This is a genomic window from Janthinobacterium psychrotolerans, from assembly GCF_001677885.1.
Taxonomy (GTDB): domain Bacteria; phylum Pseudomonadota; class Gammaproteobacteria; order Burkholderiales; family Burkholderiaceae_D; genus Janthinobacterium; species Janthinobacterium psychrotolerans.
Map to the genome: position 1 here is coordinate 102,131 of NZ_LOCQ01000047.1, position 24,400 is coordinate 126,530.

A 24,400-nucleotide genomic window follows, 5' to 3' on the forward strand; every position below is an offset into this window, starting at 1 on the left:
CGCTGGCGAACCGCTCGGGATGATTATGCTTCTTCGTAGCTGGCCAGGCGGGCCGCCATGCGCGGCGCCAGTTCGTGACCGGCCGTAATGGTCACGTTCAGGTCGTTCAGCACGCCGTCTTTCAGGCCATACACCCAGCCGTGCACGCTGACTTCCTGACCACGTTCCCAGGCATCCTGGACGATGGTGGTCTGGCACACGTTCAGCACCTGCTCGGCCACGTTCAGTTCGCACAGGCGGTCGCTGCGCTGGCGGCTGGTCAGCACGTCGCCCAGGTAGCGCTCGTGCTTCTGGCTCACGTCCTGCACATGGCGCAGCCAGTTGTCGACCAGGCCGATGCGCGTGCCCGTCATGGCCGCGTGCACGCCCTTGCAGCCATAATGGCCGACGATGATCACATGCTTGACCTTCAGCACGTCGACGGCGAACTGCAGCACCGACAGGCAGTTGAGGTCGGAGTGCACCACCACGTTGGCGATATTACGGTGCACAAACACATCGCCTGGCGGCATGCCCAGCAGTTCGTTGGCCGGTACGCGGCTGTCCGAACAACCGATCCACAGGTATTCGGGCGAGGTCTGCGATTCCAGGTTCTTGAAGTATTCCGGATTCTTCTCCACCATCGAACTGGCCCAAGCCTTGTTGCGCTTGAGCAGTTCCGTCAGGGCCGGGCCGTTTTTTACTTCAGTCATGATATTTCCTTAAAAAAACGCCGGGATGTGGTTGGCATCCCGGCGAATATTGATTAATGCTTATTCAAAGAAATCCTTGACCTTGTCCTTCCAGGTCTTGCTTTGGGGGCTGTGCTTGGCACCGCCCTCGGTGGTGGATTTCTCAAAGTCGCGTAGCAGTTCTTTTTGTTTTTCGGTCAGCTTGACCGGCGTTTCAATGGCCACGTGGCAGAACAGATCGCCCGCATAGCCGGAGCGCACGCCCTTGATGCCCTTGCCCTTGAGGCGGAAGGTCTTGCCCGACTGGGTGCCTTCAGGAATCGTGAACGACACTTTGCCGTTCAGGGTCGGCACTTCGATATCGCCGCCCAGGGCCGCCTTGGTAAACGAGATCGGCATTTCGCAATGCAGGTCGTCGCCTTCGCGCTGGAAGACGGCGTGCGCCTTGATATGGATTTCCACATACAAATCGCCCGCCGGACCGCCATTCGTGCCCGGTTCGCCGTTGCCGGACGAACGGATACGCATGCCGTTGTCGATGCCCACTGGAATCTTCACTTCCAGCGTCTTGTTGCGCTTGATGCGGCCCGCGCCGGCGCACGTGGTGCACGGCTCGGGGATCACCTTGCCGCTGCCATGGCATTTCGGGCAGGTTTGCTGGATGCTGAAGAAGCCTTGCTGCATGCGTACCTGGCCGTGGCCGGCGCAAGTGCCGCAAGTGACGGGCTGGGTGCCCGGCTTGGCACCGCTGCCATGGCAGGTTTCGCACTTGTCCCAGCTCGGCACGCGGATGGTCGTGTCGAAGCCGTGCGCAGCTTGCTCAAGTGTAATTTCCAGGTTGTAGCGCAAATCGGCGCCACGGTACACCTGCGGCCCCGCATTGCGGCTGCGTCCGCCGCCACCGCCAAAGATGTCGCCGAAGATATCGCCGAAGCTGTCGGCAAAGCCGCCAGCACCGCCGCCAAAGCCACCGCCGCCGCCCATGTTCGGGTCTACGCCGGCGTGACCATAGCGGTCGTACGCTTCGCGCTTTTCCGGATTGGTCAGCATTTCGTAGGCTTCTTTGACTTCCTTAAACTTTTCTTCCGATTCCTTACTGTCCGGATTGCGGTCCGGATGGTATTTCATCGCCAGTTTACGGTAAGACTTTTTGATCTCTTCTTCCGAAGCATTTTTTGCGACACCGAGTGTCTCGTAAAAATCACGCTTTGCCATGTTGTCGGCACCTTGCAGTCTATCTACTGATGTAAAAATTACACGAAAAAGCCGAGTCGAGTGCCGCGCTGGGCGGCGACTCGGCTCGGCCGGTCTTCGTGGCTAATGCCGCGATGTAGCGTTCAGCCCGGCTGCCCCCAAGTTGCAGGAGCGCAAGAGATTACTTGCTGTCTTTGACTTCCTTGAAGTCAGCGTCAACCACGTCATCTTGCTTGGCGCCAGCATCGGAGGCGCCACCAGGGGCTTGTTGTGCACCTTCCGCACCGCCGGCAGCTTGCTGGGCTTGCATGTCGGCGTACATTTTTTCGCCCAGTTTCTGCGATGCGGTCGACAGTGCTTCCAGCTTGGCGTCGATCTCGGCCTTGTCGCCGGCCTTGATGCTCGCTTCCAGGTCGGTGATGGCCGCTTCGATCTTTTCTTTCTCGCCAGCTTCCAGCTTGTCGCCGTATTCCGTCAGCGATTTGCGGGTCGAGTGTACCAGAGCATCGGCCTGGTTGCGCGACTCGGCCAGCTCTTTCACCTTCTTGTCTTCTTCTGCGTTCAACTCGGCGTCTTTGACCATCTTCTGGATTTCCGCCTCGGTCAAACCGGAGTTCGCCTTGATGGTAATCTTGTTTTCCTTGCCGGTGGCCTTGTCTTTCGCGCCGACATGCAAGATGCCGTTGGCGTCGATGTCGAAGGTCACTTCGATCTGTGGCGTGCCGCGCGATGCTGGCGGGATGCCTTCCAGATTGAATTCGCCCAGGCCCTTGTTGCCGGCCGCGATTTCACGCTCACCCTGGTAGACCTTGATGGTCACGGCAGGCTGGTTGTCGTCGGCGGTCGAGAACACTTGCGAGAACTTGGTCGGAATCGTCGTGTTTTTGTGTATCATCTTGGTCATCACGCCACCCAGGGTTTCGATACCCAGGGACAATGGCGTCACGTCCAGCAGCAGCAAGTCCTTGCGTTCGCCCGACAGCACCGAACCCTGGATCGCTGCACCGACGGCCACGGCTTCGTCCGGGTTCACGTCCTTGCGCGGGTCCTTGCCGAAGAATTCCTTCACTTTTTCCTGCACCTTCGGCATACGGGTCATGCCGCCGACCAGGATGATGTCGTCGATGTCCGACACTTTGACGCCGGCATCCTTGATCGCCATGCGGCAAGGTTCCATCGTGGCCGAGATCAGCTCTTCGACCAGCGATTCCAGCTTGGCGCGGGTCATTTTGAGGTTCAGGTGAACCGGCGCGCCATTGGCCATGGCGATGTAGGGCTCATTGATTTCGGTCTGTTGCGACGACGACAGCTCGATCTTCGCGCGCTCGGCCGAAGCCTTGATGCGCTGCAGGGCGATCGGATCTTTTTTCAGGTCGATGCCGTTGATCTTCTTGAACTCGTCGATGATGTAATCGATGACGCGCTGGTCGAAGTCTTCGCCGCCCAGGAAGGTGTCGCCGTTGGTGGCCAGCACTTCGAATTGTTTTTCGCCATCGACGTCGGCGATTTCGATGATCGACACGTCGAACGTGCCGCCGCCCAGATCGTACACGGCGATCTTGCGGTCGCCCTTTTCGTTCTTGTCCAGGCCAAAGGCCAGTGCGGCCGCGGTCGGCTCATTGATGATGCGCTTGACGTCCAGGCCAGCGATACGGCCGGCGTCCTTGGTTGCCTGGCGCTGCGAGTCGTTGAAGTAGGCCGGTACCGTGATGACGGCTTCGGTCACTTCTTCGCCCAGGTAATCTTCGGCGGTTTTCTTCATCTTGCGCAGCACTTCAGCCGAAATTTGCTGTGGCGCCAGTTTCTTGTCGCGCACACCGATCCACGCATCGCCGTTGTCGGCTTTGGTGATCTGGTAAGGCATCAGGCCGATGTCTTTCTGTACTTCTTTCTCGTCGAACTTGCGACCGATCAGACGCTTGACTGCGAACAGCGTGTTTTTCGGATTGGTCACGGCCTGGCGTTTGGCCGGCGCGCCGACGAGAATCTCGCCATCTTCCTGGTAAGCGATAATCGACGGCGTCGTGCGTGCGCCTTCGGCGTTTTCGATTACCTTTGGTTGACCGTTTTCCATGATGGAAACGCAGGAATTCGTGGTTCCCAGATCGATACCGATAATTCTACCCATGATTTATTTCCTTTTATTCGCTAGATTTCAGATGGTTCTTATATGTGGCAAAGCGGCATGGTTTCAAGGCTTGCTTGATGCCGCACTCTGATTATTTTGCTTGCGCGGTGGTCACGATGGCCGGACGCAACAGGCGGTCGGCGATCATATAACCTTTTTGCAACACTGACACGACCGTATTGGCTTCCTGCTCGGCAGGCACCACGGCGACGGCCTGGTGCTTCATCGGGTCGAGCTTGTCGCCTTGTGCCGGCAGGATCTCGACCAGGCGGTTGCGCTCGAACGCCGAGCTCAACTGTTTCAAGGTCATTTCCACGCCTTCTTTCAGCGATTCAATCGTCGGCGCTTCCACCGTCAGTGCCATTTCCAGGCTGTCTTTCACCGGCACCAGGGCTTCGGCAAAGCTTTCAACGGCAAATTTATGCGCCTTGGCAACATCTTCCTGGGCGCGGCGGCGGATATTTTCACCGTCGGCCTTGGCGCGCATGAAGGCATCGTGCATCTCTGCAAGACGCGCTTCGGTACTGGCCAGCTGCTCTTCCAAAGTAGGCTCTGCGGGAGTCGATGGTGCAGCCGCCGCAGCGTCCGCTGGCTGATTAGGTACAGCTTGGTTTTCCTGATCTTGCATCTGAAAAGCTCCTACAATCAATGACTTAATATTAGTTAGGCTACGTCGCACTACAACACTGAGCGGCAGATGGGGCTATATCCCTCTCTTTCAAGGGGTATTGGCAACATCGCCAGAAAAGTCGCTCCATGTTGTCGGGATTACATGCGCGAAGCCCGGCATTCTACCAGTGCCGCACGCTGGCCCGCCATTTCGGTGTTGCCATTTAGAAATTAATCGGCCGCCCCCAGCGCCAACGCCGCCGCCCGCGCCTGTTGCCCGGCCTGCTGCTGGGCTTGCTGTTCGGCCGGCGTGCGCCTGGTGGGCCAGCCCACCATATGCTGCTCGGCGACCTCCGCCATGCCCGTGATCCAGGCAGGAGTTTCGTTCAGGCAATGGATATAGTGAAACGCCTGACCGCCCGCCGTTTCGAAATCATGTTTTGCTTCCATCGCGATCTCTTCGAGGGTTTCCAGGCAATCGCTGGTAAAGCCCGGGCACAGCAGATCGACCCGCTTGACGTCCTGCTGCGCCAGCGCGATCAGGGTTGGTGCCGTGTAGGGCTGCAGCCACTCGGCCTTGCCGAAGCGCGACTGGAAGGTGACCATATACTGATCTTTGCTCAGTTTTAACTGTTCGGCCAGCAGGCGCGCCGTTTTCAGACACTGGCAGTGATACGGGTCGCCCAGCATCAGGGTGCGTTTGGGCACGCCGTGAAAGCTCATCACCAGCTTGTCCGGGCGGCCATGGCTTGCCCAGTGCGCCAGCACCGAATCGCGCAAGGCGGCGATATAGGTGGCGTGCTCATGATACTGCTTGATAAAGCGCAATTCCGGCACATTGCGCACCGTGGCGTAATGGCTGAACACGGCGTCATAGATGGAGCCGGTGGTGGTGGCCGAATACTGCGGATAGGCAGGCAGGATGGCGATACGCTCGCAGCCTTCGCGTTTCAGCTGCGCCAGCACTTCGGGCAAGGACGGCGAACCGTAGCGCATGGCCATGGCCACCGTCAGGCCATCGTGGCCGCGTTCGGCGAGCGCGCCGGCCAACAGCTGTGCCTGCTTTTGCGTATGGACTTTCAACGGCGAACCTTCCTTGGTCCAGATCGACGCATATTTCTTGGCCGACTGGCCGGATCGAAACGGCAAAATGATCAGGTTCAGGATAAACCACCACACCAGGCGCGGGATTTCCACCACGCGCGGATCGGACAAAAATTGCTTCAGATAGCGCCGCACGGCCGGGGCGGTGGGCGCGTCGGGCGTACCCAGATTGACCAGCACCACGGCGCTGCGCGCGACGGTGCCGTGGGTGTGGGGTGGTTCGGGTTGGAAGGGCATGGGGTTCTTTGATCACGTTGGACAGGTAGCTGGACATTATAAGTGCTACTTGCCGCAGCTAACCCCACTGCAAAACGGGAGTACCCTACGTCGCCAGCAGTTCGCGCGCATGCTTGCGCGTGGTGGCGGTGATTTCCAGGCCGCCCAGCATGCGCGCCACTTCTTCCACGCGGGCCTTGGCGTCGAGCATGTCGATGCGCGAGGCGGTCTTGCCGTTGTCGAGCGTGCCTTTGGCCACCTGGAAATGCTGGTTCGCCTGGCTGGCCACCTGCGGCAAGTGGGTCACGCACAGCACTTGCCGGCCCTGGCCCAGGCGTTTCAACAAGCGTCCCACCACTTCGGCCACGGCGCCGCCGATGCCGCTGTCGACTTCGTCGAAGATCAGGGTCGGCGTGGTGGTGGCGTGCGAGGTGATCACGGAAATGGCCAGCGCGATGCGCGCCAGCTCGCCGCCGGAGGCGACCTTGGCCAGCGGCTTGGGCACCGTGCCCGCATGGCCGGCCACCAGGAACTCCACTTGCTCCAGGCCATGCGCGCTCGGCTCGCACGGGTTCAGGGCGATCTCGAAGCTGCCGCCCGTCATGCTCAGCTCCTGCATGGCGCGCGTGACGGCCTGGCCCAGTTCCAGCGCGGCAGCGCGGCGCGTGACGGACAGGCGCGCGGCGACATCGCGGTATTCGGTTTCGATCTTTTCTTCCTGGCGGCGCAAGCCTTCGATATCGCTGGCGTCGGCCAGGTGCTGCAGTTTTTCGGACAGCTTGGCGTGTTCTTCAGGCAATTCTTCGGGGGTGACGCGGAATTTGCGCGCCGTACTGTGCATCGCTTCCATCCGCGCGTCGAGCTGGTGCAGCCGGTCCGGGTCGAGTTCCACCCGGTCCAGGTAGTTGTTCAGTGCATACACGGACTCCTGCAGCTGGATGCGCGACGATTCGATCAGGTCGACAATCGGCTGCAGTTCCGCATCGACCGAGACCAGCTTGCCCAGCTTCTGGTTCAGGGTGGCCAGCTGGGAAATCACCGGGTGTTCTTCCGCTTCGGAAATGATAGCCAGCGCGTCCTGCGCACCCTCAAGCAGGCTGGCCGCGTGCGACAGACGGCTGTGCTCGTTGGTAATCTCGGTCCATTCGCCGGGCTTGGCGGCCAGCTTTTCCAGCTCGCCGACCTGCCATTCGAGCCGTTCGCGCTCGTACAGCACATTGGCGGCGTTGGTTTCGAATTCTTCGCGCTGGCGCACCAGCGCGCGCCAGCGCTTGTGCAGCAGACCTACCTGGCGCGCGTCCTGCTCCGCACCGGCCTCGCGCGCAGTCGCCTGGCCGTCGAGCAAGGCGCGCTGCGCCTCGCTTTTCAGCAAGGACTGGTGGGCGTGCTGGCCATGGATGTCGACCAGCATGTCGCCCAGCTCGCGCAATTGCGCGGCGGTGGCGGCGATGCCGTTGATATAGGCTTTCGAGCGGCCGGCGTTGTCGATCACGCGGCGCAGCAGCGCGCCGCCATCGTCGTTGGCAAATTCATTGGCCACCAGCCAGGCCTGCGCCACCTCGCTGACGGAAAAGTCGGCCGTGATGTCGGCCTTGGCCGCGCCTTCGCGCACCACGCTGGCGTCGCCGCGCCCGCCCAGCGCCAGGGTCAGCGCATCGATCAGGATGGACTTGCCGGCGCCGGTTTCGCCCGTGAGCACGCTGAAGCCGGCGGAAAACTCCAGCTCGATGGTATCGACAATGACAAAATCGCGGATGGACAGTGTATGGAGCATGGCTTCAATAGTTGGGCGGCAATCAGGCAAGGCGCCGCGGGGTTGGCGTGGGTTGGCGTAAAAAGCGCGCTTAAACGAGTTTGCCCTCGCCGGACGGGTACTCGTTCCAGTGCAGCTTTTCGCGCAGGGTGTTGTAATAACTCCAGCCTTCGGGATGGAGGAAGGTGATCGTGTGCGGCGAACGGCGGATCAGAATGCGGTCTTGCTGCAGCAGGCTGGCGAAGGTCTGCATGTCGAAGTTGACGCTGATATCGCGTCCACGCACGATTTCCACCACGATCTGGCTCGAATCGGGCAGCACGATGGGCCGGTTCGACAGCGCGTGCGGCGCGATCGGCACCAGCACCATGCCGCCGAGAGTGGGGTGCAGCAGCGGCCCGCCGGCCGACAGCGCATAGGCGGTCGAGCCGGTCGGCGTGGAGATGATCAGCCCGTCCGAGCGCTGGTTGTACATGAAGTGGCCGTCCACTTCGACCCGCAGCTCGGCCATGCCGGCGCCGGCGCCGCGCGACACCACCACGTCGTTGACGGCCATGCCCACATGAATCGCCTTGCCATCGCGCATCACGCTGCCTTCGAGCAAAGTACGGCGCTCGGCCTTGAAATTGCCGCGCAAGATATCGGCCAGCACCGGCAGCATGCGGTCCAAGGGAATATCGGTCATGAAACCCAGCCGCCCCTGGTTGATGCCGATCAAGGGCACGTCATACGGCGCCAGCTGGCGCGCAATGCCCAGCATGGTGCCGTCGCCGCCCATGACGATGGCGCAATCGGCGGCGGCGCCGATCTCGGCGGCCGACATGGCGGCCACGCCGGCGACATCCAGATGGGCCGCGGTTTCCGCTTCGAACACCACCGTGTGGCCCAGAGCGCGCAGGAAGTCGATGATGCTTTTGACGGGCTCGGCAATGCCGTCGGTATTCTGGCGCACGACCAGCGCGATGGTCTTGGGCCCCATGTTGAAACTGGAACCCGGGGCTGGCGGCGGCGCTGGCGATAGATGGTCGTGGTGATCGACGGGCATAAAAATCTCGGCAAAGGAATTCGGTGGCAAGTCGCCCCAGGGCTGTCGCGATCAGCAGGCCACTACCGCCAATACTGTATATAACCACAGTATAGTGCGGCAGCGGGCCGGCTGCAAGGGGCGTTCGGTAAGTCGTGCATGCAGTGTAATCGGGATGGACGGCGCGGGGGAGAAGAAAAAGATAGGCCCCTGCGTGCGCCAGCGCGCCCTCGGCCGGGAAATCCGCTTGCATGCACCGGCACGCAAAGAGACACTGAAGCATGTCATTTCTTTGATTTCAGGAGGCCATATGGTTACCGAAGCTGGCGAGCGCAAGATCAATACCGATGAGAAAGTAAAAAATGATGGCATGGACCGCCTGCCGCACGAGCGCGACGAGTCGCCCGACGCGCAGAACGTCAAGCCGCGCGACATCATGAAGCAGGCCGCCAGCGACCTGGAACAAGGCCTGGTCGACACCGACCTGCGCAACGGGCCCGGCGTGGAAAAGGTCAAGCCGGCGCCGGCCGGCCAGGCCAAGCCCGATCCCGGGCTGTCGTCCGACACCCTCCGCAAAACCTGACCCGGAGCCTGCCATGCCCTTCCCCGCCCCGCGCTTGCGCGTTTCCCTGTTGGCCCTGGCCGCCATGACGGCGTTTGCCGGCGCCGGCGGCGCCCTGGCGCAAGCCATGCCGCCCGGCTTCGGCGCCAATCCGACCCTGCCCAAGCCATCGAAACAACTGATTCCCACGGTGCAGGTGGCGCCGGTGGAGCGCTGGGCCGGCGAGGCCAAGCCGACGGTGGCGGCCGGTTTTGCCATCCATGCGCTGGCGCGCGACCTCGACCATCCGCGCTGGCTCCATGTGCTGCCCAATGGCGACGTGCTGGTGGCCGAAACCAACGCCCCGCCCAAGCCCGAGGACGGCAAGGGTATCAAGGGCAAGATCATGAAGATGACCATGAAAAAAGCCGGCGCCGGCACGCCGACGGCCAACCGCATCACCCTGCTGCGCGGGGTGGACGCGAACGGCGTGGCGCAGACCCGCACTATCTTCATGCAGGGTCTGAATTCGCCGTTCGGCATGGCGCTGGTCGGCAAGGACCTGTATATCGCCAACGCCGACGCACTGGTGCGCGTGCCCTACGAAGAAGGCCAGACCGAGATCACGGCCAAACCCGTCAAGGTGATGGACTTGCCGGGCGGGCCCATCAACCACCACTGGACCAAGAACGTGGTGGCCAGCCCCGACGGCAAGTTTTTATATGTGTCGGTCGGCTCGAACAGCAACGTGGCCGAGAACGGCATGGGCGCCGAAGAAGGCCGCGCGGCCATCTGGCAGTACGAGATCGCCACCGGCAAGCCACGCATTTTCGCCAGCGGCCTGCGCAATCCGAACGGCATGGCCTGGCAGCCCACCAGCAAGGCATTGTGGACGGCCGTCAATGAGCGCGACGAGCTCGGCGACGAGCTGGTGCCCGACTACATGACCTCGGTCAAGGACGGCGGCTTCTACGGCTGGCCCTACAGCTACTACGGCCAGAACGTCGACCAGCGCGTCAAGCCGCCAAGACCGGAACTGGTGGCCAAGGCCATCTCGCCCGACTACGCGCTGGGCGCCCATACGGCCTCGCTGGGCCTGGCGTTTTACGAAGGCAAGCAGTTCCCGGAAAGCTATCAGGGCGGCGCCTTTATTGGCCAGCACGGCTCGTGGAACCGCAAGCCGTTCAGCGGCTACAAGGTGATCTTCGTGCCGTTTGCCGACGGCATGCCGTCGGGACCGCCACAGGATTTTGTCGCCGGCTTTCTTGACCGCAAGGGCAATGCCCAGGGCCGCCCGGTCGGCGTGGCCGTCGACAAGGAAGGCGCGCTGCTGGTGGCCGACGACGTGGGCAACGTGATCTGGCGCGTGACGACCTCGCCTTGAGCGGCGCGCACAGGACAGTGATCGCTGTCCTGTGTGACGCACCGAACAGTGGCGTGACGGGTGGTCGCGCATGATGGTCATTCGAACCCAAGCAAAGGAGCACATCATGAAAAAATCAGGATCAGCCGTCTGGAGTGGCGGCCTCAAGGATGGAAAAGGTTTTATTTCCAGCGAAAGCGGTGCGCTCGACAATATTGCCTATGGCTTTAACACGCGCTTCGAAGATGGCCCGGGCAGCAATCCGGAAGAAATCATCGGCGCCGCCCACGCGGCCTGTTTCACCATGGCGCTGTCGGGCAAGCTGGGCGAAGCCGGCCTGAAAGCGACCGCCCTGAAAACCACGGCCCAGGTCAGCCTGGACAAGGTCGATGGCGAGTACGCAATCACCGCCGTGCACCTGACCCTGGTGGCGACCATTCCGGGCGCCACCGACGAGGTCTTCCAGGATGCGGCGCTGCGCGCCAAGCTCGGTTGCCCGGTATCGAAACTGCTGGTGGCAAACATCACGCTCGACGCCACGCTGGAATAAGTTTTGCAATCCTTGCATGCCGCCCCAAAGCGGGCGGCATGCAAGGATTTCTGCAAGAAGCGCACAAAACGCCTAGAATCCTGCCACTCCCTCTTTCATACCAAGGATACAAGATGCGTATTTTGCACACCATGTTGCGGGTCGGCGACCTGCAGCGCTCCATCGACTTCTACACCAGGGTGCTGGGCATGAAGCTGCTGCGCACCAGCGACAACCCGGAATACCAGTACACGCTGGCCTTTGTCGGCTACGGCTCGAACCCGGACCACGCGGAACTGGAACTGACCTACAACTACGGTACCACCAGCTATGACCTGGGTACGGCCTACGGCCATATCGCCATCTCGGCCGACGATATCGTCGCTGCCTGCGATGCGGCGCGCAGCAACGGCGGCAACGTCACGCGCGAACCGGGCCCGGTCAAGGGCGGCAGCACCGTGATCGCCTTTATTACCGACCCCGACGGCTACAAGATCGAACTGATCGAACGCAAGTTCGACGGCCAGGGCGCTGGATTGTAATTGTCATCAAGCTGGCTGCAATGCGGCGGCAATCGCCGCGCGCAGCCAGGCGATGCCGGCGTCGCCTTCGGTGCGCTGGTGCCGCACCAGCTCGAACGCAAAGGGCGCAATCGCAAAGGGCGGTGCCTGCAGCATCAAGCCGTGATGGTCATGTCCCTGCACGGCGCGCCGCGCCACCGTCAGCACCAGATCCGTTCCCCTGATTAACGCCGGCGCCACCGTCCAGTGCGGCAAGCGCACGGCGACCCTGCGCGTCCTGCCCAGTTTGGCCAGGGCCGCATCGACTTCGCCCGCCATGCCGCCATCGGTGGACGCCACCAGCACATGGGGCCGCGCCAGATAGGTTCCCAGGTTCAACGTTTCGCCCGGCGCCAGGCTGGCGGGATCGTACGCGCAGATGAAATTTTCCTCGAACAGGAGATCGCTGTGCAGCTGCTGTGGCAGTTGCGCGAACACGCCCAGCGCCAGGTCGATCTCGCCATCCTGCAGCGCCGCCAGCATGGCCGGCCGGCTGGCGTAGCTGATGGCCAGATCAATGCCGGGCGCATCCGTGCGCAAGCGGCGCAGCAAGAGCGGCAAGACCTGCGCCGCGCCGTAGTCCGACATGGCCAGGCGAAACACGCGCTGCGTGCTGGCGGCGTCGAACACGGCGCCGCCAAGCACCGAACGCACGTTTTGCAGGGCTTCGGCCAGCGGCCGCGCCAGCGCCAGCGCGCGCGCCGTCGGCTGGAATCCGCCCTTGCCGCGCAGCAGCAGCGGATCGCCGAGCAGATGGCGCAGCCGGGCCAGCGCATGACTGACGGCGGGCTGGCTCATGTGCAAGCGCCGGGCCGCGCGCGACAGATGGCGCTCGCTCAGCAAGGCTTCCAGGATCACCAGCAGGTTCAGGTCGATCGCGCGCAAACTATTCGTATGGTGCATGTTTTGATGACAAAGTGTGAATTGGATTTTATGCCAACAGCATAATACGATGACACCATCAACTCAACAGATGGAGTCTCACATGCAAGGATGGATCACCTTATTTGCGCCGCTGGCCATGCTGGCCGGCGCCGTCGTGCCGTTCCAGGCCAGCGCCAACGCGGCGCTGGGCCGCAACCTGGGCCACCCGCTGTGGGCCACCGTGGCCTCGCTGGGCGTGAGCGCCGTGCTCGCATCACTGGTCATGCTGGTGATGCGCGTGCCGGCGCCCGAGGTGGCGCTGTCGCTGCGCGCGCCAGGCTGGACCTGGCTCGGCGGCGCGGCCGGTGTGTTTTATATTACGGCCGCGCTGATGCTGGCGCCACGCATGGGTTCGGGCCCCTTCATGGCGGCCGTGATTGGCGGCCAGGTGCTGGCCGCGCTGGCCATCGACCGCTACGGCTTGCTGGGCTTTGCCGTAAAGCACATCACGCCGCTGCATTGGGTGGGGGCGGGACTGGTAGTGGCCGGCGTGATCGTCACGCAAGTGGCGGCGGGCCGCGCCAACTGACGAAAAAAAACCAGCGCGGGCGCTGGTTTTTCTGAAGGTGCACTGTGCTTAACGGTCAAGCAAGGCATTGACCGGCACCAGGTCGGTTTCCTTCAGCGTGCCGGCGGCGGCCTTCAGGCGCAGGCCGTTCATGATGGTGTCGTAGCGCGCTTTCGACAGGTCTTTCTGCGTCGAGAACAATTGTTTCTGCGCATTCAGGACGTCGATATTGATGCGCACGCCCACCTGGTAGCCGAGCTGGTTCGATTCCAGCGCCGATTTGCTCGACACTTCCGCCGCTTCCAGCGCCTTGACTTGCGCCATGCCGCTGTTGACGCCCAGGAAAGCCTGGCGTGCATTTTGCGACGCCGAACGGCGCGCCGTTTCCAGGTCGTTGCGGGCCTTGTTTTCCAGCGCGATCGATTCGCGCACCTTGCTGGTGACGGCAAAGCCGCTGAAAATCGGAATGCTCCACTGCACGCCGATGGCGTTGTTGTTGTTGCCGCTGCCGGTGCCGCCACCCGAGGAATAGGTATGGCCGGCGTTGGCGATCAGGTCCAGGGTCGGATAATGGCCGGCGCGGTTGCGGCCGATGTCGCGCTTGGCGGACTCGACGTTGAACTGGGCCGTGACGACGCCGAAGTTCTGCTCTTCGGCCGAGCTGACCCACGGTTCGACGGTGGCCGGCTGCGGCGCGCTGAGCACAACGCCGGCGCGCATGGCCGCCAGGTTGGCCGGCGCTTCGCCGATAATCGTCTGCAAGGCGCTGCGCTTGTTGGCCAGGTCGTTGATGGCGGCAAACTCCTGCGCCACCACCAGGTCATACGCCGCCTGCGCTTCATGGGTGTCGGTAATGGTCTGCGTGCCGACCTCGAAATTGCGCTTGGCCGAGGCCAGCTGCTCGGTGGTGGCCACTTTTTGCGACTGCGTCGCGCCCAGATTGTCCTGCGCGCTCAGCACATCGAAATACGCTTGCGCCACGCGCGTGATCAGGTCTTGCTGCACCTGCGCGAACTGGGCTTCGGCAATCGCCTGCGCCAGCTTGCTTTGCTGATAGGTTTCCCAGCGGTCCCAACGGAACAAGGGCTGGGCCAGGGTCAGGTTGTAGCTGTTGGTACGCACATTGACCGATGGCGAGGTGATCTTGTTGCCACCCTGGTTCTGGATGATCTGCTCGTTGTCGCCGCGCGTATTGCTGCCCGAGGCGGACACCTGCGGCAGCAAGCCGGCCAGGCCCTGCGGCACCCGCTCCATCCCGGCCGACAGGGCAGCGCGCGCGCTGGCATACTGCGCGTCGTTGGCCAGCGCCTGCTGGTAGACCTGGATGAGATCGGCCGCCTGTGCCTGCAGCGAGCATGTCATCGAGACAAAGGCGCTGCTCATCAGTACGGCGATAAGGGGTTTCCGCATTGCATTTCTCCGTGGGAGTCGTCAAAAGTTGATGGATACAAGAATCGGGTGCTGCCTGCCGCCCCTTCCGCATCAGACGGGTGCAGGTCTCCTCGGGCCTGCGCACTGCACAGGCCCGTGGCTACGTCTACAAGAAATTACTTAATATTTTGCCATGCTGGCGTCAACTTGCAACGCCCAGGCGTGCATGCCGCCCGTCAAATTGCTGACCTTGCCAAAACCATGGCGCTCCAAAAAGGCCGCCACCTGCATGCTGCGCGCGCCGTGATGGCAGATGCAGACGATCTCGGCGTCTTCATCGAGGTCATCGATGCGCGCCGGAATCGAGTTCATCGGCATCAGGGTGGCGTCGTCCAGCCGGCACAGCTCGAATTCCCACGGCTCGCGCACGTCGAGCAGGAAGGGACGCGGACGGGCAGGGTCAGCCAGCCAGGCGGCCAGTTGCGGTGCGCTCAGGATCTCCATCAGTACCCCGCCGCTCAGAACTTGAAGTGCGATGGCGGCACGGCTTGCAGCGGCGCCACGCTGGTTTCAAATACCTTGCGCGTATCGTAAGCCTTGTCCGAGGTGCGCGTGATCAGGTGCGCCGACATGATCGGTGCTTCGCCGATAATGGCCAGGATGCGCCCGCCCACCTTGACCTGTTGCAAAACCGCCTCTGGCAGCACCGCCAGGGCGCCCGACATGACGATCACGTCATACGGCGCACCGGCGCTCCAGCCCTGCGCGCCATCGCCCAGCACCACATTGACATTGGTCACGCCATTGGCGGCCAGGGTCTTCTCGGCCTGCTCTTTCAACTGTGGCAAGATTTCCACGGTGGTCACATGACGCGCCTTGTGCGCCAGCAAGGCTGCCATGTAGCCGCTGCCGGTGCCGATTTCCAGGACATTTTCGTGCTTTTTGACGGCAACTTCCTGCAAGATGCGCGCTTCGAGCTTGGGCGTGAACATGCTTTCGCCGCCGCCCAACGGAATTTCGGTATCGATGAAGGCCAGGTTCTTGTACGCGGCAGGGACGAAATCTTCACGCTTGACCACGTTCAACAGCTCCAGCACGTCGATATCCAATACGTCCCACGGACGGATTTGCTGTTCGATCATATTGAAGCGGGCTTGTTCGATATTCATCTTTGGACTCGGTAAGTGAAGTAATAATCCGCCATTTTATCGTTGAACTGGCTGAAAGCACATGTTAACCATAAAGCGGGGCGTTGGAGGAAATTTGCGACGATCTGCAGATTTGAGGGGGTGAACCATGTAAAGGCATAACTGAACGGTAACATTGCCCGAGGCTCAAGCGCCCACCGGCGGCGTCAACTGCAGTCCGCGCAGGCTCATGTCGATAAAGGTATTGAGATAGGCGACGGGATCGATGTGGTTCACATCGCAGGGCAGGAAGGAATGCGTCCACATGATCAGCATGGTCATTGGCGCGCACAGGATGGCGCTGACCAGCACCGGATCGACCTGGCGAAACTCGCCGCGCCGCATGCCGCGCTCGATCAGGCTGGCAATCAGGGCATTGCCACGTTGCACGACTTCTTCATTGTAAAATTGCGCCAGTTCCGGAAAATTGTTGTTTTCCGCCATCATCAGCTTGGTCAGACCGGCCAGCCTGGTGGCGCCGAATTCTTCCCACCATTGCATCATCATGCTGCGCAACAGCTCGCTGCTGCTGGCGTCCGACGTGGCCATGCTGGCTTCCGCTTCGCCGATCGAATGGACAATATTGTCGCGCACTACGGCCTTGAACAGCTCCTGCTTGTTTTCAAAATACAGGTACAAAGTGCCTTTCGACACGCCGGCCCGCTTGGCCACGTCTTCCAGGCGCGTCGAGGCAAAGCCGCGTTCGACAAACAGGTCGAGCGCCGCTGCCAGCAGTTCCTGCGGCCGCGCATCCTTGCGCCGCTCCCAGCGCGGCTTGCTGTCGATCGGGACTTCCATAGGTGATTCCGGTAACTTACTTTTGAGTCATTAATCTTAGACGTGTATACAAGCAAGGTCAAGGCTGATCGCCGTTCGTTGGACGACACATAAGCTTGCACTGCTCTTTCACGTTGCGGCGATGAGATGCATATCAGACCACAGCAGGTAGTCCTCTTCGCTCACCTCAGTCAGTGCGGCATGGCCGTCGTAGCGGTAGAACCGTTGCTTGTCGCGCGCATGGCGATCATCGAGGAACACCAACGTGGCCAGGTCGACGCGCCTGGCGCTCACCGGGCTGCGGCCGCAAAACAATTTACGCGTGCCCAGCTGCAGGAAATGCGGATGTGGCACCGAGACTTCTTCCGGGCTGAACGCGACATCGAGTGGCTTGCCATCGAACATCATCAACGTGGAATTGAACGCATAAGTGCCTAGTATCTGTGTATTGTCGGGATCGAGGTGTTTTTTAGCCTGCCCCCTGTAGTAAACGGCACGGCTATCCTTGGCCCATCCATGACCGCAGCTGACGAAGGTGGCAATGTCAGCCTTGAGAATGGGCTGAGGACAGTGATAGAAAATTCGGTGGCAATAGACTGTTTTACCGTCACTGAGGTAAGTCGAATCGAATGCGGTGAAATGTTCCACAGACTCGGTCGAAAACCGTTCAGGCACATCTCTGTCAGCGCAATGATAGGGGATCAGATACAAGCCATTGACATCGCCGCACAGATGTTCACCCACCAACTTGAAACTGGCCGCATCCAGTCCGGTGATAGGCCGTCCATGAAAGTACACCTGCCGGCCCAGTTCGAAGCCAAGACCGATGACACGCCGCGCCGGGATGTCTTCCTGTAGTGCCGCGTGCGCCTTGTCCTGCGCCTGCAAGCGGTGCCACCAGTAATCTGTCAGTTGCGGATGCGCCTCGAAAAATGGCGTCCACTCCAGCTGCATGGCCTCGTCGAGTACACCGTCGCTGCCCAGTGGCCCGTTTCGGTCGCCCACCAGTACCGGCGAGTAATCGCGTCCTGCATGATATAACTGCGCCACCACGAAACTGTCCACATCCACCTGCAGCGGTTTGTTGCGACAGTAAGCACGCTGATGGTCGCGGTAAAAGTCGAAGCCGAGGTGTTGAAAGCTGGGGCCGTGAGCGCCACGCACACGCGTCCCTGCCGCGTAAACAAACTGATCATCCACGGCAAGATACTCGTGCTGATATTGACTCTCAGACACTACCCGGCCGGCCTCGTCAAATTCCGCTTGCCGGCAGTTGAGCAATTGGAAATTGCCCATATGGCGAATCGACTTCCCCGTCAAATAATACGCTCGTTGCCCATCCTTGGCATAACGTTCGTTAAGTACGGTGAATGTGGCCAGATCGGCATTGTCAATACGGTAAAAGTATTCGTATGCAACGCTCGATCCCTGCTGTGCCTGCACGATAATCGACACGCCATCCGTCCCCCAGCGCCGCGCAAGCATGCGAAAGCCATCAGGATTGGCGATGGGCAAAGGTGTGCCGTCCTTCTGGTGCAATCGCTGATAGCCTCGGTAGACTTGTCCGTTGATCACCCGGTAAGCGGGGTGATTGGTATAACGGATCTGGTCGTGCGCATTCGCGATCACCTTTCCAGACAAAAACACATTCACGCCATCGCTGAACAGCGCGCACTCGGCTGATACAAAAGCTGGCGCCGGCTCGAGCAAAGCAAGATCCTGGTGCTTTACATCAACCATCAAGGTCACCGAATAATCATCAAACCAATACGCGCTGCACTGGTCACGCCAGTAATGGCAAGACAGGTTTTCCAGAATGCCGTTGAAACGAAACGGCAACGCCTGCACCGCATGGTAGCCATATCGCGCAAGGTACTGCGGCAGCAGGTAGTAATCACGCTGACTATCGCGCAACAAACCCGGACAGGTCCGATGTCGCCAGACTCTTTGCCGCACACACAATGGCGACGGCGGAAAATGCCGGGCACTTGCCTCTTGCGCGATCTCCAAGGGCGGCTTTCCTGCCGGCGCGAGCATGATGTATATCTCGCGGGCACTCTCGTCCCCCAGTAAGGCCCCGACCATAAACGCGAAGTCCCCGTGCCATTCAAGCTCAAGTGGCTCCCACTGCGCAGCATCGGCATCTGGCGTCGTCATCGTTGCATTCCAGGATAATAAGTGGGCAGCATAACCTTTTTGCAAGAAAGACCGCACACTGCGGGTACAGTGCTTGTGCTCGGCAGCGCCATCGTCGATATTTTCAGGCTGGAAAACGGCAAGATCGTCGAACACCGGGATGTGAGGCAGGCGGTTCCTGAAAAAACCGCCAGCGGCAATCCCATGTTCTGATCATATCCTGACGAGGTTGTGCATGGCCGGCGGCGGCTGGCGCCGGCTCGGATAAAGCACATTGAAGCCATGGCCGGAGCTGTGGTATTGCGCCAGCACCGGCAGCAAGTCATCACGGCGTCAAGCTGCTGCAATTGCTCCAGGCTGACGGGGCTGTCGCACGCGGTGACACGCCCTTCGTGCCGGGCTTGGCCGTGCAACATCCGCACGCGCTGTTCATGCGCCACTATTCATACACACCAGCCAGGCTGCGCTGGATCAGGGCGAAGCCGAGATCCGCCGCATCGGCGTGCAATTGCGGCGCGACGGACGCATCTGATCGCGGAAAAATTGACTTCAGTGCGGTCCTGTCCAGATCCCCGGCTTTTTCTCGCCGGCATAGCCTTATGATGGATTTGCAATGTTGCCTTATCGCCTGCCTGTACCGGCAGGCGGGAATCAGAAAGGATCGAGATGTTCAAGACCGCCGGCGAGCTGCTGCGCCATTTCAAGGAAGCCGTGCCCTTTCGCCTGGGGCCGGCCGTCATTTCCACCATCGTGCTGGTGACCCTGCTGTTGCTGCCGACACCCGACGGCTTGACGGCCAAGGCCTGGGCGCTGGTGGCGATTTTTCTCACCACCATCGTCGCCATCATTTTGAAGGTGATGCCGATCGGCGTGATGGCCATGATGGCGATCGTGATCGTCTCGCTGTCGCAAGTGACCGCCACCTCGTCCAAGGGCGCCATTACCGATGCGCTGAGCAGTTTTGCCAATCCGCTGATCTGGCTGATCGTGGTCGCCATCTTGATTTCGCGCGGCCTGAAAAAAACCGGCCTGGGCAGCCGCATCGGCCTGCTGTTCATCTCCCTGCTGGGCAAGCGCACCATCGGCATCGGCTATGGCCTGGCGATCTGCGAACTGGTGCTGGCGCCTTTTACGCCCAGCAACACGGCGCGCGGCGGCGGCATCGTGCACCCGATCATGAAGTCGATCGCCAACGCGTTCGACTCCGACCCGGCCAAGGGCACCGAGCGCAAGGTCGGCACCTACCTGGCGCTGGTCAACTACCACGCCAACCCGATCACCTCGGCCATGTTCCTGACGGCCACCGCACCCAATCCGCTGGTGGTCGATTACGTGGCCAGGGTCAGCAACCAGGGCTTTCACCTGAGCTGGACCACCTGGGCACTGTGCATGCTGCTGCCGGGCCTGGTGTGCCTGCTGGTGATGCCACTGGTGATTTACTTGCTGTCGCCGCCGGAGCTGAAAGCCACGCCGGACGCGGTCGACTATGCAAAAAGCGAACTGAAAACCATGGGCCCGCTGTCGTCCGCCGAAAAAGTCATGCTGGGCACCTTTGGCCTGCTGCTGGTGCTGTGGGCCAATGTGCCAGCCATGCTGTTTGGCCCCGCCTTTTCGCTCGACCCGACGGTGGTCGCCTTTGTCGGCCTGTTCGTGCTGATCATTACCGGCACCATCGATTGGGACGACGTGCTGTCGGAGAAAAGCGCGTGGGACACCCTGGTGTGGTTTGGCGCCTTGGTGATGATGGCCGAGCAGCTGAACAAGACCGGCGTGATCGCCTGGTTCTCCGCCGGCATGAAGGGCGCCATCGTCGCCAGCGGCATGGACTGGCTGCCGGTGGCTGGCGTACTGGTGCTGGTATTCGTGTTTTCGCACTATTTCTTTGCCAGCACCACGGCCCATATCAGCGCCATGCTGCTGGCCTTCCTGACGGTCGGCGCGCAGCTGATTCCGCCCGAGTATTTGATTCCTTTCATGCTGATGATGACGGCCGGTTCCGCCATCATGATGACCCTGACCCACTACGCCACCGGCACCTCGCCCATCATCTTTGGCAGCGGCTATGTGACGATGGGCAACTGGTGGCGCACGGGATTGATCATGTGCCTGGTCGAACTGGCGATTTTTGCCGTGGTGGGCACCACCTGGTGGAAGGTGCTGGGCTACTGGTAAGCGCAGTTCAGCCCCCGTTTTGCGCAGTTCATCGCATTGCGCTACAGGCAGCAGGGGCACTTTGTTATCTTGCTATCGACAGCACGGCAGCCGCAACGCGGCCGCCGGCTTTTTTCATTCAACGATAACAATCCAAAAGGAAATATCATGCGTGCTTTGCTGGCCCTGTGCTGCGCCGTCGCCCTTGGCGGCTGCGCCATCGTCATCAACCCTAACGACGGTGATGTACGCTATGTTGGCAACTCGGGTGGCAAGACCATCGACGGCAACCAACAACGGGGCCGCGACGAGCGCCCCGTCAGCAGCGTGACGGCACTCGATATCGGCAACCTTAACTGGCTCGACGTCCGCATCGATGTGCGCGTCGGCCCGGCGCCGTCGCTGGTGATCGAAGCGGACAGCAATCTGCTGCCGCTGATCCACAGCGAAGCGAGCGGCAACACCCTGCGCATCTGGAGCGATGCCAATCTGCGCCGCAGCAATGAGATCCGTATCACCTACACCACGCCGCATCTGAACAAGATCAGCATCACCAGCGGCGGGCGTCTGGTGGCCAGCGGCTTTAACGGCGAAGACCTCAGCCTGGAACAGCGTGGTTCGCTGAAAACCGAACTGTCAGGCAAGGTCGGCCGCCTTGACCTGGCCAACCATGGTTCGGGCACCATCAACGCGGTGGCGCTGGCCAGCGGCAACAGCGAAGTCGTCCAGAACGGCTCGGGCCGCATCCACCTGGGCCAGGTACGTGGCGAGCGCGTCAATATCGCCCTCAATGGCTCGGGCAACATCAGCGCCAGCGCCGGCAGCACTGTGCAGCGCCTGGATGCCAAGGTCAACGGCTCGGGCGATATCGACCTGGCGTCGCTCCGCAGCGAAACAGCCTATCTGGCGAGCAACGGTTCCGGCGATATCGATGCCACCGCCAGCGGCGAGGTCAACGCCCGCTCCAGCGGCTCGGGCCGCATTACCGTCCATGGCGAGCCGGCCAAACGCACCCTGTCGGGTTCGCGCGTGCGCGTGGTGCAATAAGCGTGGTGCAATAAGGCTGCGCAGCTTGCCGCGGCGGGGGCTTGCTATACTGTCGGCCCTGCCCGCTTTTCACGTCACCGCCATGCCAACTTCCGCCCCCCTGGCATGCCGCCCTTCCTGCGGTGCCTGCTGCACCGCCCCCTCGATCACCAGCCCGATACCCGGCATGCCCAATGGCAAACCGGCCGGCGTGCGCTGCGTGCAGCTGGCCGATGACAATCTGTGCCGCATCTTCGGCCAGCCCGAGCGACCGGCATTTTGCGGCGGGCTGCAACCATCTGAAGAAATGTGTGGTGAAAGCCGGGAATATGCGGTGCGCTGGCTGGGCGAGCTGGAGCGCTTGACGGCGCCCTGAAACATCAGCCTACAGGCCCAGCGCTACCTTACTTTACCCACTTCAACAGCAGGCATTGCCAGCCCTCGCTCGACCGCGCTTGACGCAATCTGCACGTTTGCGTATATTCATGCGCATTCCTGCACGATTTAAGTTAACCATGACCGCCAACCTGCTACTCAAACAGCGCCATGCGCTGATCTTGCAACAATTGCAAGCCGATGGCCGGGTGCTGGCGCTGGACCTGGCGCGCCAGCTCGAGGTGTCGGAAGACACGATACGGCGCGACCTGCGCGAGATGGCCGCCGCCGGCCTGTGCCAGCGCGTATATGGCGGCGCGCTGCCGCTGGCGCCCGATGGCGGCAGCCTGACCCAGCGCCAGCATGAAGCACCCGAAAGCAAGGCGCGCCTGGCGCAGTCGGCCGTGTCGCTGGTGCGCGCGGGGCAGGTGCTGTTTCTCGACGCGGGTTCCACCAACCTGGCGATCGCCACCGCGCTGCCGCCATTGACCTTGACGGTGATCACCAATGCGCCGGCGATCGCCATGGCGCTGATGGAGCGGCCCGAGATCGAGCTGATCCTGGCCGGCGGACGGGTCGACCGGCGCGCCGGCGCCAGCCTGGGGCCGCAGGCGCTGCGCACGGTCGAGCGCATGCATCCCGATTTATGCTTTCTCGGCGCATGCGGCGCCGACGCCGAGGCGGGTGTCACCGCTTTTAACTATGACGAGGCCGAATTCAAGCGCAGCATCGCCGGCGCCAGCCGGGCGGTGGTGGTGGCCGTCACCAGCGACAAGCTGGGCACGGCCGCGCCGTTCGGCGTGCTGGCCACCGGCCTGCTGCAGCACCTGGTGCTGGAAGCAAATGCCGACGCCGCCCATGTCGCCGCCTTCGAACGGCAGGGCGTGCAGGTGCTGCGCGCCCGCGCCCGCTGAAGTTTTTTCCCTCTTTTTGAAAAGTCACGCCATGCACCTTACCGGTACCCTGCAACAACGCGCCACGCGCCTGGTCTTTTTCGCCGCCGGCTTCGGCATGGCGGCCTGGGCGCCGCTGGTACCCTACGCCAAGACCCGCCTCGGCCTGGATGAAGCCACCCTCGGCTTTCTGTTGCTGTGCCTGGGCGCAGGTTCCCTGTGCGCCATGCCATTTACGGGCGTGCTGGCGGCCCGCTTCGGCTGCCGCAGCGTGATCCTGTGCGCCGGCGCCGTGTTGATCGCCGTACTGCCCGGGCTGGCGCTGGCCGCCACGCCGCTGCAGCTGGGCCTGGTGCTGCTGACCTTTGGCGCCGCCATGGGCACCATGGACGTGGCCATGAATATCCAGGCCGTGATCATTGAAAAAGCCAATGGCGGCGCGATGATGTCGGGCTTTCATGCATTGTTCAGCGTGGGCGGCTTTGCCGGCGCGGCCTGCATGGCCATGCTGCTGTGGCTGGGCCTGACACCGGCCTGGTCCTGCGTGGTGCTCATGGCCGTGCTCGCCGCCGTGATGGGCGCCTCGCAAGGCCACTTGCTGCGCACCGTCTCGGCCAGCGGCGAAAAGACGCCGCTGTTCGTCATGCCACATGGCGCCGTGATCCTGATCGGCCTGCTGTGCTTTATCGTGTTCCTGGCCGAAGGCGCCGTGCTCGACTGGAGCGCCCTGTTCCTGACCGGCATGCGCGGCCTCGACGAAGCCAAGGGCGGCCTGGGCTACGCCGCGTTCGCCATCGCCATGACCGTCGGCCGCTTTACCGGCGACAAGGTGGTGAGCCGCTTTGGCGGCAAGCGGGTACTCGCTTTTGGCGGCCTGTGCGCGGCCGGCGGCTTCTTCCTGGCGGTACTGGCGCCCGGCGCGGTGCTGGCGCTGGCAGGCTTCGTGCTGGTCGGCCTGGGCGCGGCCAATATCGTGCCCATCCTGTTTACGGCGGCCGGCAACCAGACGGCCATGCCGGCCAGCCTGGCGGTGGCGGCCATTACCACCATCGGCTACGCGGGCATCCTGGCCGGACCGGCCGTGATCGGTTTCGTGGCCCACGCCACCAGCCTCAATATCGCCTTTGCCATCCTCGGCGGCGCGCTGCTGCTGGTAGCGGCCAGTTCGCGCCTGGCCGCAGCGCCCGCATCCACGGCCAAAACCGCAGCCTGATCCCGCCCTGCCTGCCCGCCGGCGCCAAAAAGCGCCAGCGGGCAGCGCGCCAATCGCGTCCGCAAGGCGCTCTCGTGGTAAGCTTCGACCCCGCGCATCATGCCAATGCCGCGCGGCCTCCCCCTCCCCTTGCTGCTTACCCACACA

The 24,400-nt window shown here is 62.0% G+C and carries 23 protein-coding genes and 1 pseudogene; 11 read left to right on the plus strand and 13 right to left on the minus strand.

Annotated elements, in window-relative coordinates; all coding sequences use genetic code 11:
- Window positions 1-23: 23 nt before the first annotated feature.
- The 7 genes from can to ASR47_RS06730 form a co-directional block, all read right to left on the minus strand.
- On the minus strand, window positions 24-692 hold the full coding sequence (can, locus tag ASR47_RS06700; RefSeq protein WP_065306977.1) for a carbonate dehydratase: 669 nt from the start codon (window positions 690-692) through the stop codon (window positions 24-26).
- A gap of 60 nt (window positions 693-752) precedes the next feature.
- The gene (dnaJ, locus tag ASR47_RS06705; RefSeq protein ID WP_065306978.1) at window positions 753-1,886 is read right to left on the minus strand and encodes a molecular chaperone DnaJ; all 1,134 of its coding nucleotides are present in this window, start codon (window positions 1,884-1,886) and stop codon (window positions 753-755) included.
- A 160-nt stretch (window positions 1,887-2,046) separates the two neighbouring features.
- The gene (gene dnaK / locus ASR47_RS06710; RefSeq protein ID WP_065306979.1) at window positions 2,047-3,993 is read right to left on the minus strand and encodes a molecular chaperone DnaK; all 1,947 of its coding nucleotides are present in this window, start codon (window positions 3,991-3,993) and stop codon (window positions 2,047-2,049) included.
- A 91-nt stretch (window positions 3,994-4,084) separates the two neighbouring features.
- Window positions 4,085-4,621 (minus strand): nucleotide exchange factor GrpE, encoded by a 537-nt coding sequence (gene grpE / locus ASR47_RS06715; RefSeq protein ID WP_065306980.1) that lies wholly within the window; start codon window positions 4,619-4,621, stop codon window positions 4,085-4,087.
- Window positions 4,622-4,833: 212 nt separating this feature from the next.
- Window positions 4,834-5,943, minus strand: coding sequence for a ferrochelatase (gene hemH / locus ASR47_RS06720; RefSeq protein WP_065306981.1), 1,110 nt, complete (start codon window positions 5,941-5,943; stop codon window positions 4,834-4,836).
- 85 nt (window positions 5,944-6,028) lie between these two features.
- Entirely contained in the window at window positions 6,029-7,696 is a 1,668-nt protein-coding gene (recN, locus tag ASR47_RS06725; RefSeq protein WP_065306982.1) for a DNA repair protein RecN, read from the minus strand.
- 70 nt (window positions 7,697-7,766) lie between these two features.
- The gene (locus ASR47_RS06730) at window positions 7,767-8,654 is read right to left on the minus strand and encodes an NAD kinase (RefSeq protein ID WP_065306983.1); all 888 of its coding nucleotides are present in this window, start codon (window positions 8,652-8,654) and stop codon (window positions 7,767-7,769) included.
- Between the two features lie 355 nt (window positions 8,655-9,009).
- Between ASR47_RS06730 and ASR47_RS06735 the strand changes: the two genes are divergently transcribed.
- From ASR47_RS06735 to gloA, 4 genes are all read left to right on the plus strand, one after another.
- Entirely contained in the window at window positions 9,010-9,282 is a 273-nt protein-coding gene (locus ASR47_RS06735; protein WP_065306984.1) for a hypothetical protein, read from the plus strand.
- Between the two features lie 13 nt (window positions 9,283-9,295).
- Window positions 9,296-10,624, plus strand: a complete 1,329-nt coding sequence (locus ASR47_RS06740; RefSeq protein ID WP_065306985.1) for a PQQ-dependent sugar dehydrogenase — start codon at window positions 9,296-9,298, stop codon at window positions 10,622-10,624.
- A 106-nt stretch (window positions 10,625-10,730) separates the two neighbouring features.
- The gene (locus ASR47_RS06745; protein ID WP_065306986.1) at window positions 10,731-11,153 is read left to right on the plus strand and encodes an OsmC family protein; all 423 of its coding nucleotides are present in this window, start codon (window positions 10,731-10,733) and stop codon (window positions 11,151-11,153) included.
- Between the two features lie 113 nt (window positions 11,154-11,266).
- A complete protein-coding gene (gloA, locus tag ASR47_RS06750) occupies window positions 11,267-11,674 on the plus strand; it encodes a lactoylglutathione lyase (RefSeq protein WP_082988776.1) in 408 nt (135 codons plus the stop codon).
- Between the two features lie 6 nt (window positions 11,675-11,680).
- On the opposite strand, the gene ASR47_RS06755 is transcribed toward gloA, so the two are convergent.
- A complete protein-coding gene (locus ASR47_RS06755) occupies window positions 11,681-12,595 on the minus strand; it encodes a LysR substrate-binding domain-containing protein (protein ID WP_065306987.1) in 915 nt (304 codons plus the stop codon).
- A gap of 82 nt (window positions 12,596-12,677) precedes the next feature.
- Here ASR47_RS06755 and ASR47_RS06760 point away from each other — a divergent pair, with 82 nt between their 5' ends.
- Window positions 12,678-13,145, plus strand: coding sequence for a DMT family transporter (locus tag ASR47_RS06760; protein ID WP_082988777.1), 468 nt, complete (start codon window positions 12,678-12,680; stop codon window positions 13,143-13,145).
- 48 nt (window positions 13,146-13,193) lie between these two features.
- On the opposite strand, the gene ASR47_RS06765 is transcribed toward ASR47_RS06760, so the two are convergent.
- The 5 genes from ASR47_RS06765 to ASR47_RS06785 all read right to left on the minus strand — a co-directional run bounded on the left by ASR47_RS06765 (window position 13,194) and on the right by ASR47_RS06785 (window position 18,616).
- The gene (locus ASR47_RS06765; protein WP_065306989.1) at window positions 13,194-14,534 is read right to left on the minus strand and encodes a TolC family outer membrane protein; all 1,341 of its coding nucleotides are present in this window, start codon (window positions 14,532-14,534) and stop codon (window positions 13,194-13,196) included.
- Between the two features lie 141 nt (window positions 14,535-14,675).
- Window positions 14,676-14,999, minus strand: coding sequence for a rhodanese-like domain-containing protein (locus ASR47_RS06770; RefSeq protein ID WP_065306990.1), 324 nt, complete (start codon window positions 14,997-14,999; stop codon window positions 14,676-14,678).
- 14 nt (window positions 15,000-15,013) lie between these two features.
- Window positions 15,014-15,664, minus strand: a complete 651-nt coding sequence (locus tag ASR47_RS06775; protein ID WP_065306991.1) for a protein-L-isoaspartate O-methyltransferase family protein — start codon at window positions 15,662-15,664, stop codon at window positions 15,014-15,016.
- Between the two features lie 165 nt (window positions 15,665-15,829).
- Window positions 15,830-16,480, minus strand: a complete 651-nt coding sequence (locus ASR47_RS06780) for a TetR/AcrR family transcriptional regulator (protein WP_065306992.1) — start codon at window positions 16,478-16,480, stop codon at window positions 15,830-15,832.
- Window positions 16,481-16,588: 108 nt separating this feature from the next.
- Complete coding sequence (locus tag ASR47_RS06785) at window positions 16,589-18,616, minus strand: DKNYY domain-containing protein (protein ID WP_065306993.1); 2,028 nt, start codon at window positions 18,614-18,616, stop codon at window positions 16,589-16,591.
- Between the two features lie 81 nt (window positions 18,617-18,697).
- Here ASR47_RS06785 and ASR47_RS26430 point away from each other — a divergent pair.
- The 6 genes and pseudogenes from ASR47_RS26430 to ASR47_RS06810 form a co-directional block, all read left to right on the plus strand.
- Window positions 18,698-18,808 (plus strand): annotated as a pseudogene (locus ASR47_RS26430) (nuclear transport factor 2 family protein); the annotation flags it as partial.
- A gap of 453 nt (window positions 18,809-19,261) precedes the next feature.
- Window positions 19,262-20,767 (plus strand): DASS family sodium-coupled anion symporter, encoded by a 1,506-nt coding sequence (locus ASR47_RS06790; RefSeq protein ID WP_065306994.1) that lies wholly within the window; start codon window positions 19,262-19,264, stop codon window positions 20,765-20,767.
- 147 nt (window positions 20,768-20,914) lie between these two features.
- Window positions 20,915-21,793 (plus strand): head GIN domain-containing protein, encoded by an 879-nt coding sequence (locus tag ASR47_RS06795; protein ID WP_065306995.1) that lies wholly within the window; start codon window positions 20,915-20,917, stop codon window positions 21,791-21,793.
- 82 nt (window positions 21,794-21,875) lie between these two features.
- Window positions 21,876-22,148: a YkgJ family cysteine cluster protein gene (locus ASR47_RS06800; protein ID WP_065306996.1), complete on the plus strand. Its 273-nt coding sequence runs from the start codon at window positions 21,876-21,878 to the stop codon at window positions 22,146-22,148.
- Between the two features lie 139 nt (window positions 22,149-22,287).
- Entirely contained in the window at window positions 22,288-23,061 is a 774-nt protein-coding gene (locus ASR47_RS06805) for a DeoR/GlpR family DNA-binding transcription regulator (RefSeq protein ID WP_065306997.1), read from the plus strand.
- Between the two features lie 31 nt (window positions 23,062-23,092).
- Window positions 23,093-24,253: an MFS transporter gene (locus ASR47_RS06810; RefSeq protein WP_065306998.1), complete on the plus strand. Its 1,161-nt coding sequence runs from the start codon at window positions 23,093-23,095 to the stop codon at window positions 24,251-24,253.
- The last annotated feature ends 147 nt before the right edge of the window (window positions 24,254-24,400 follow it).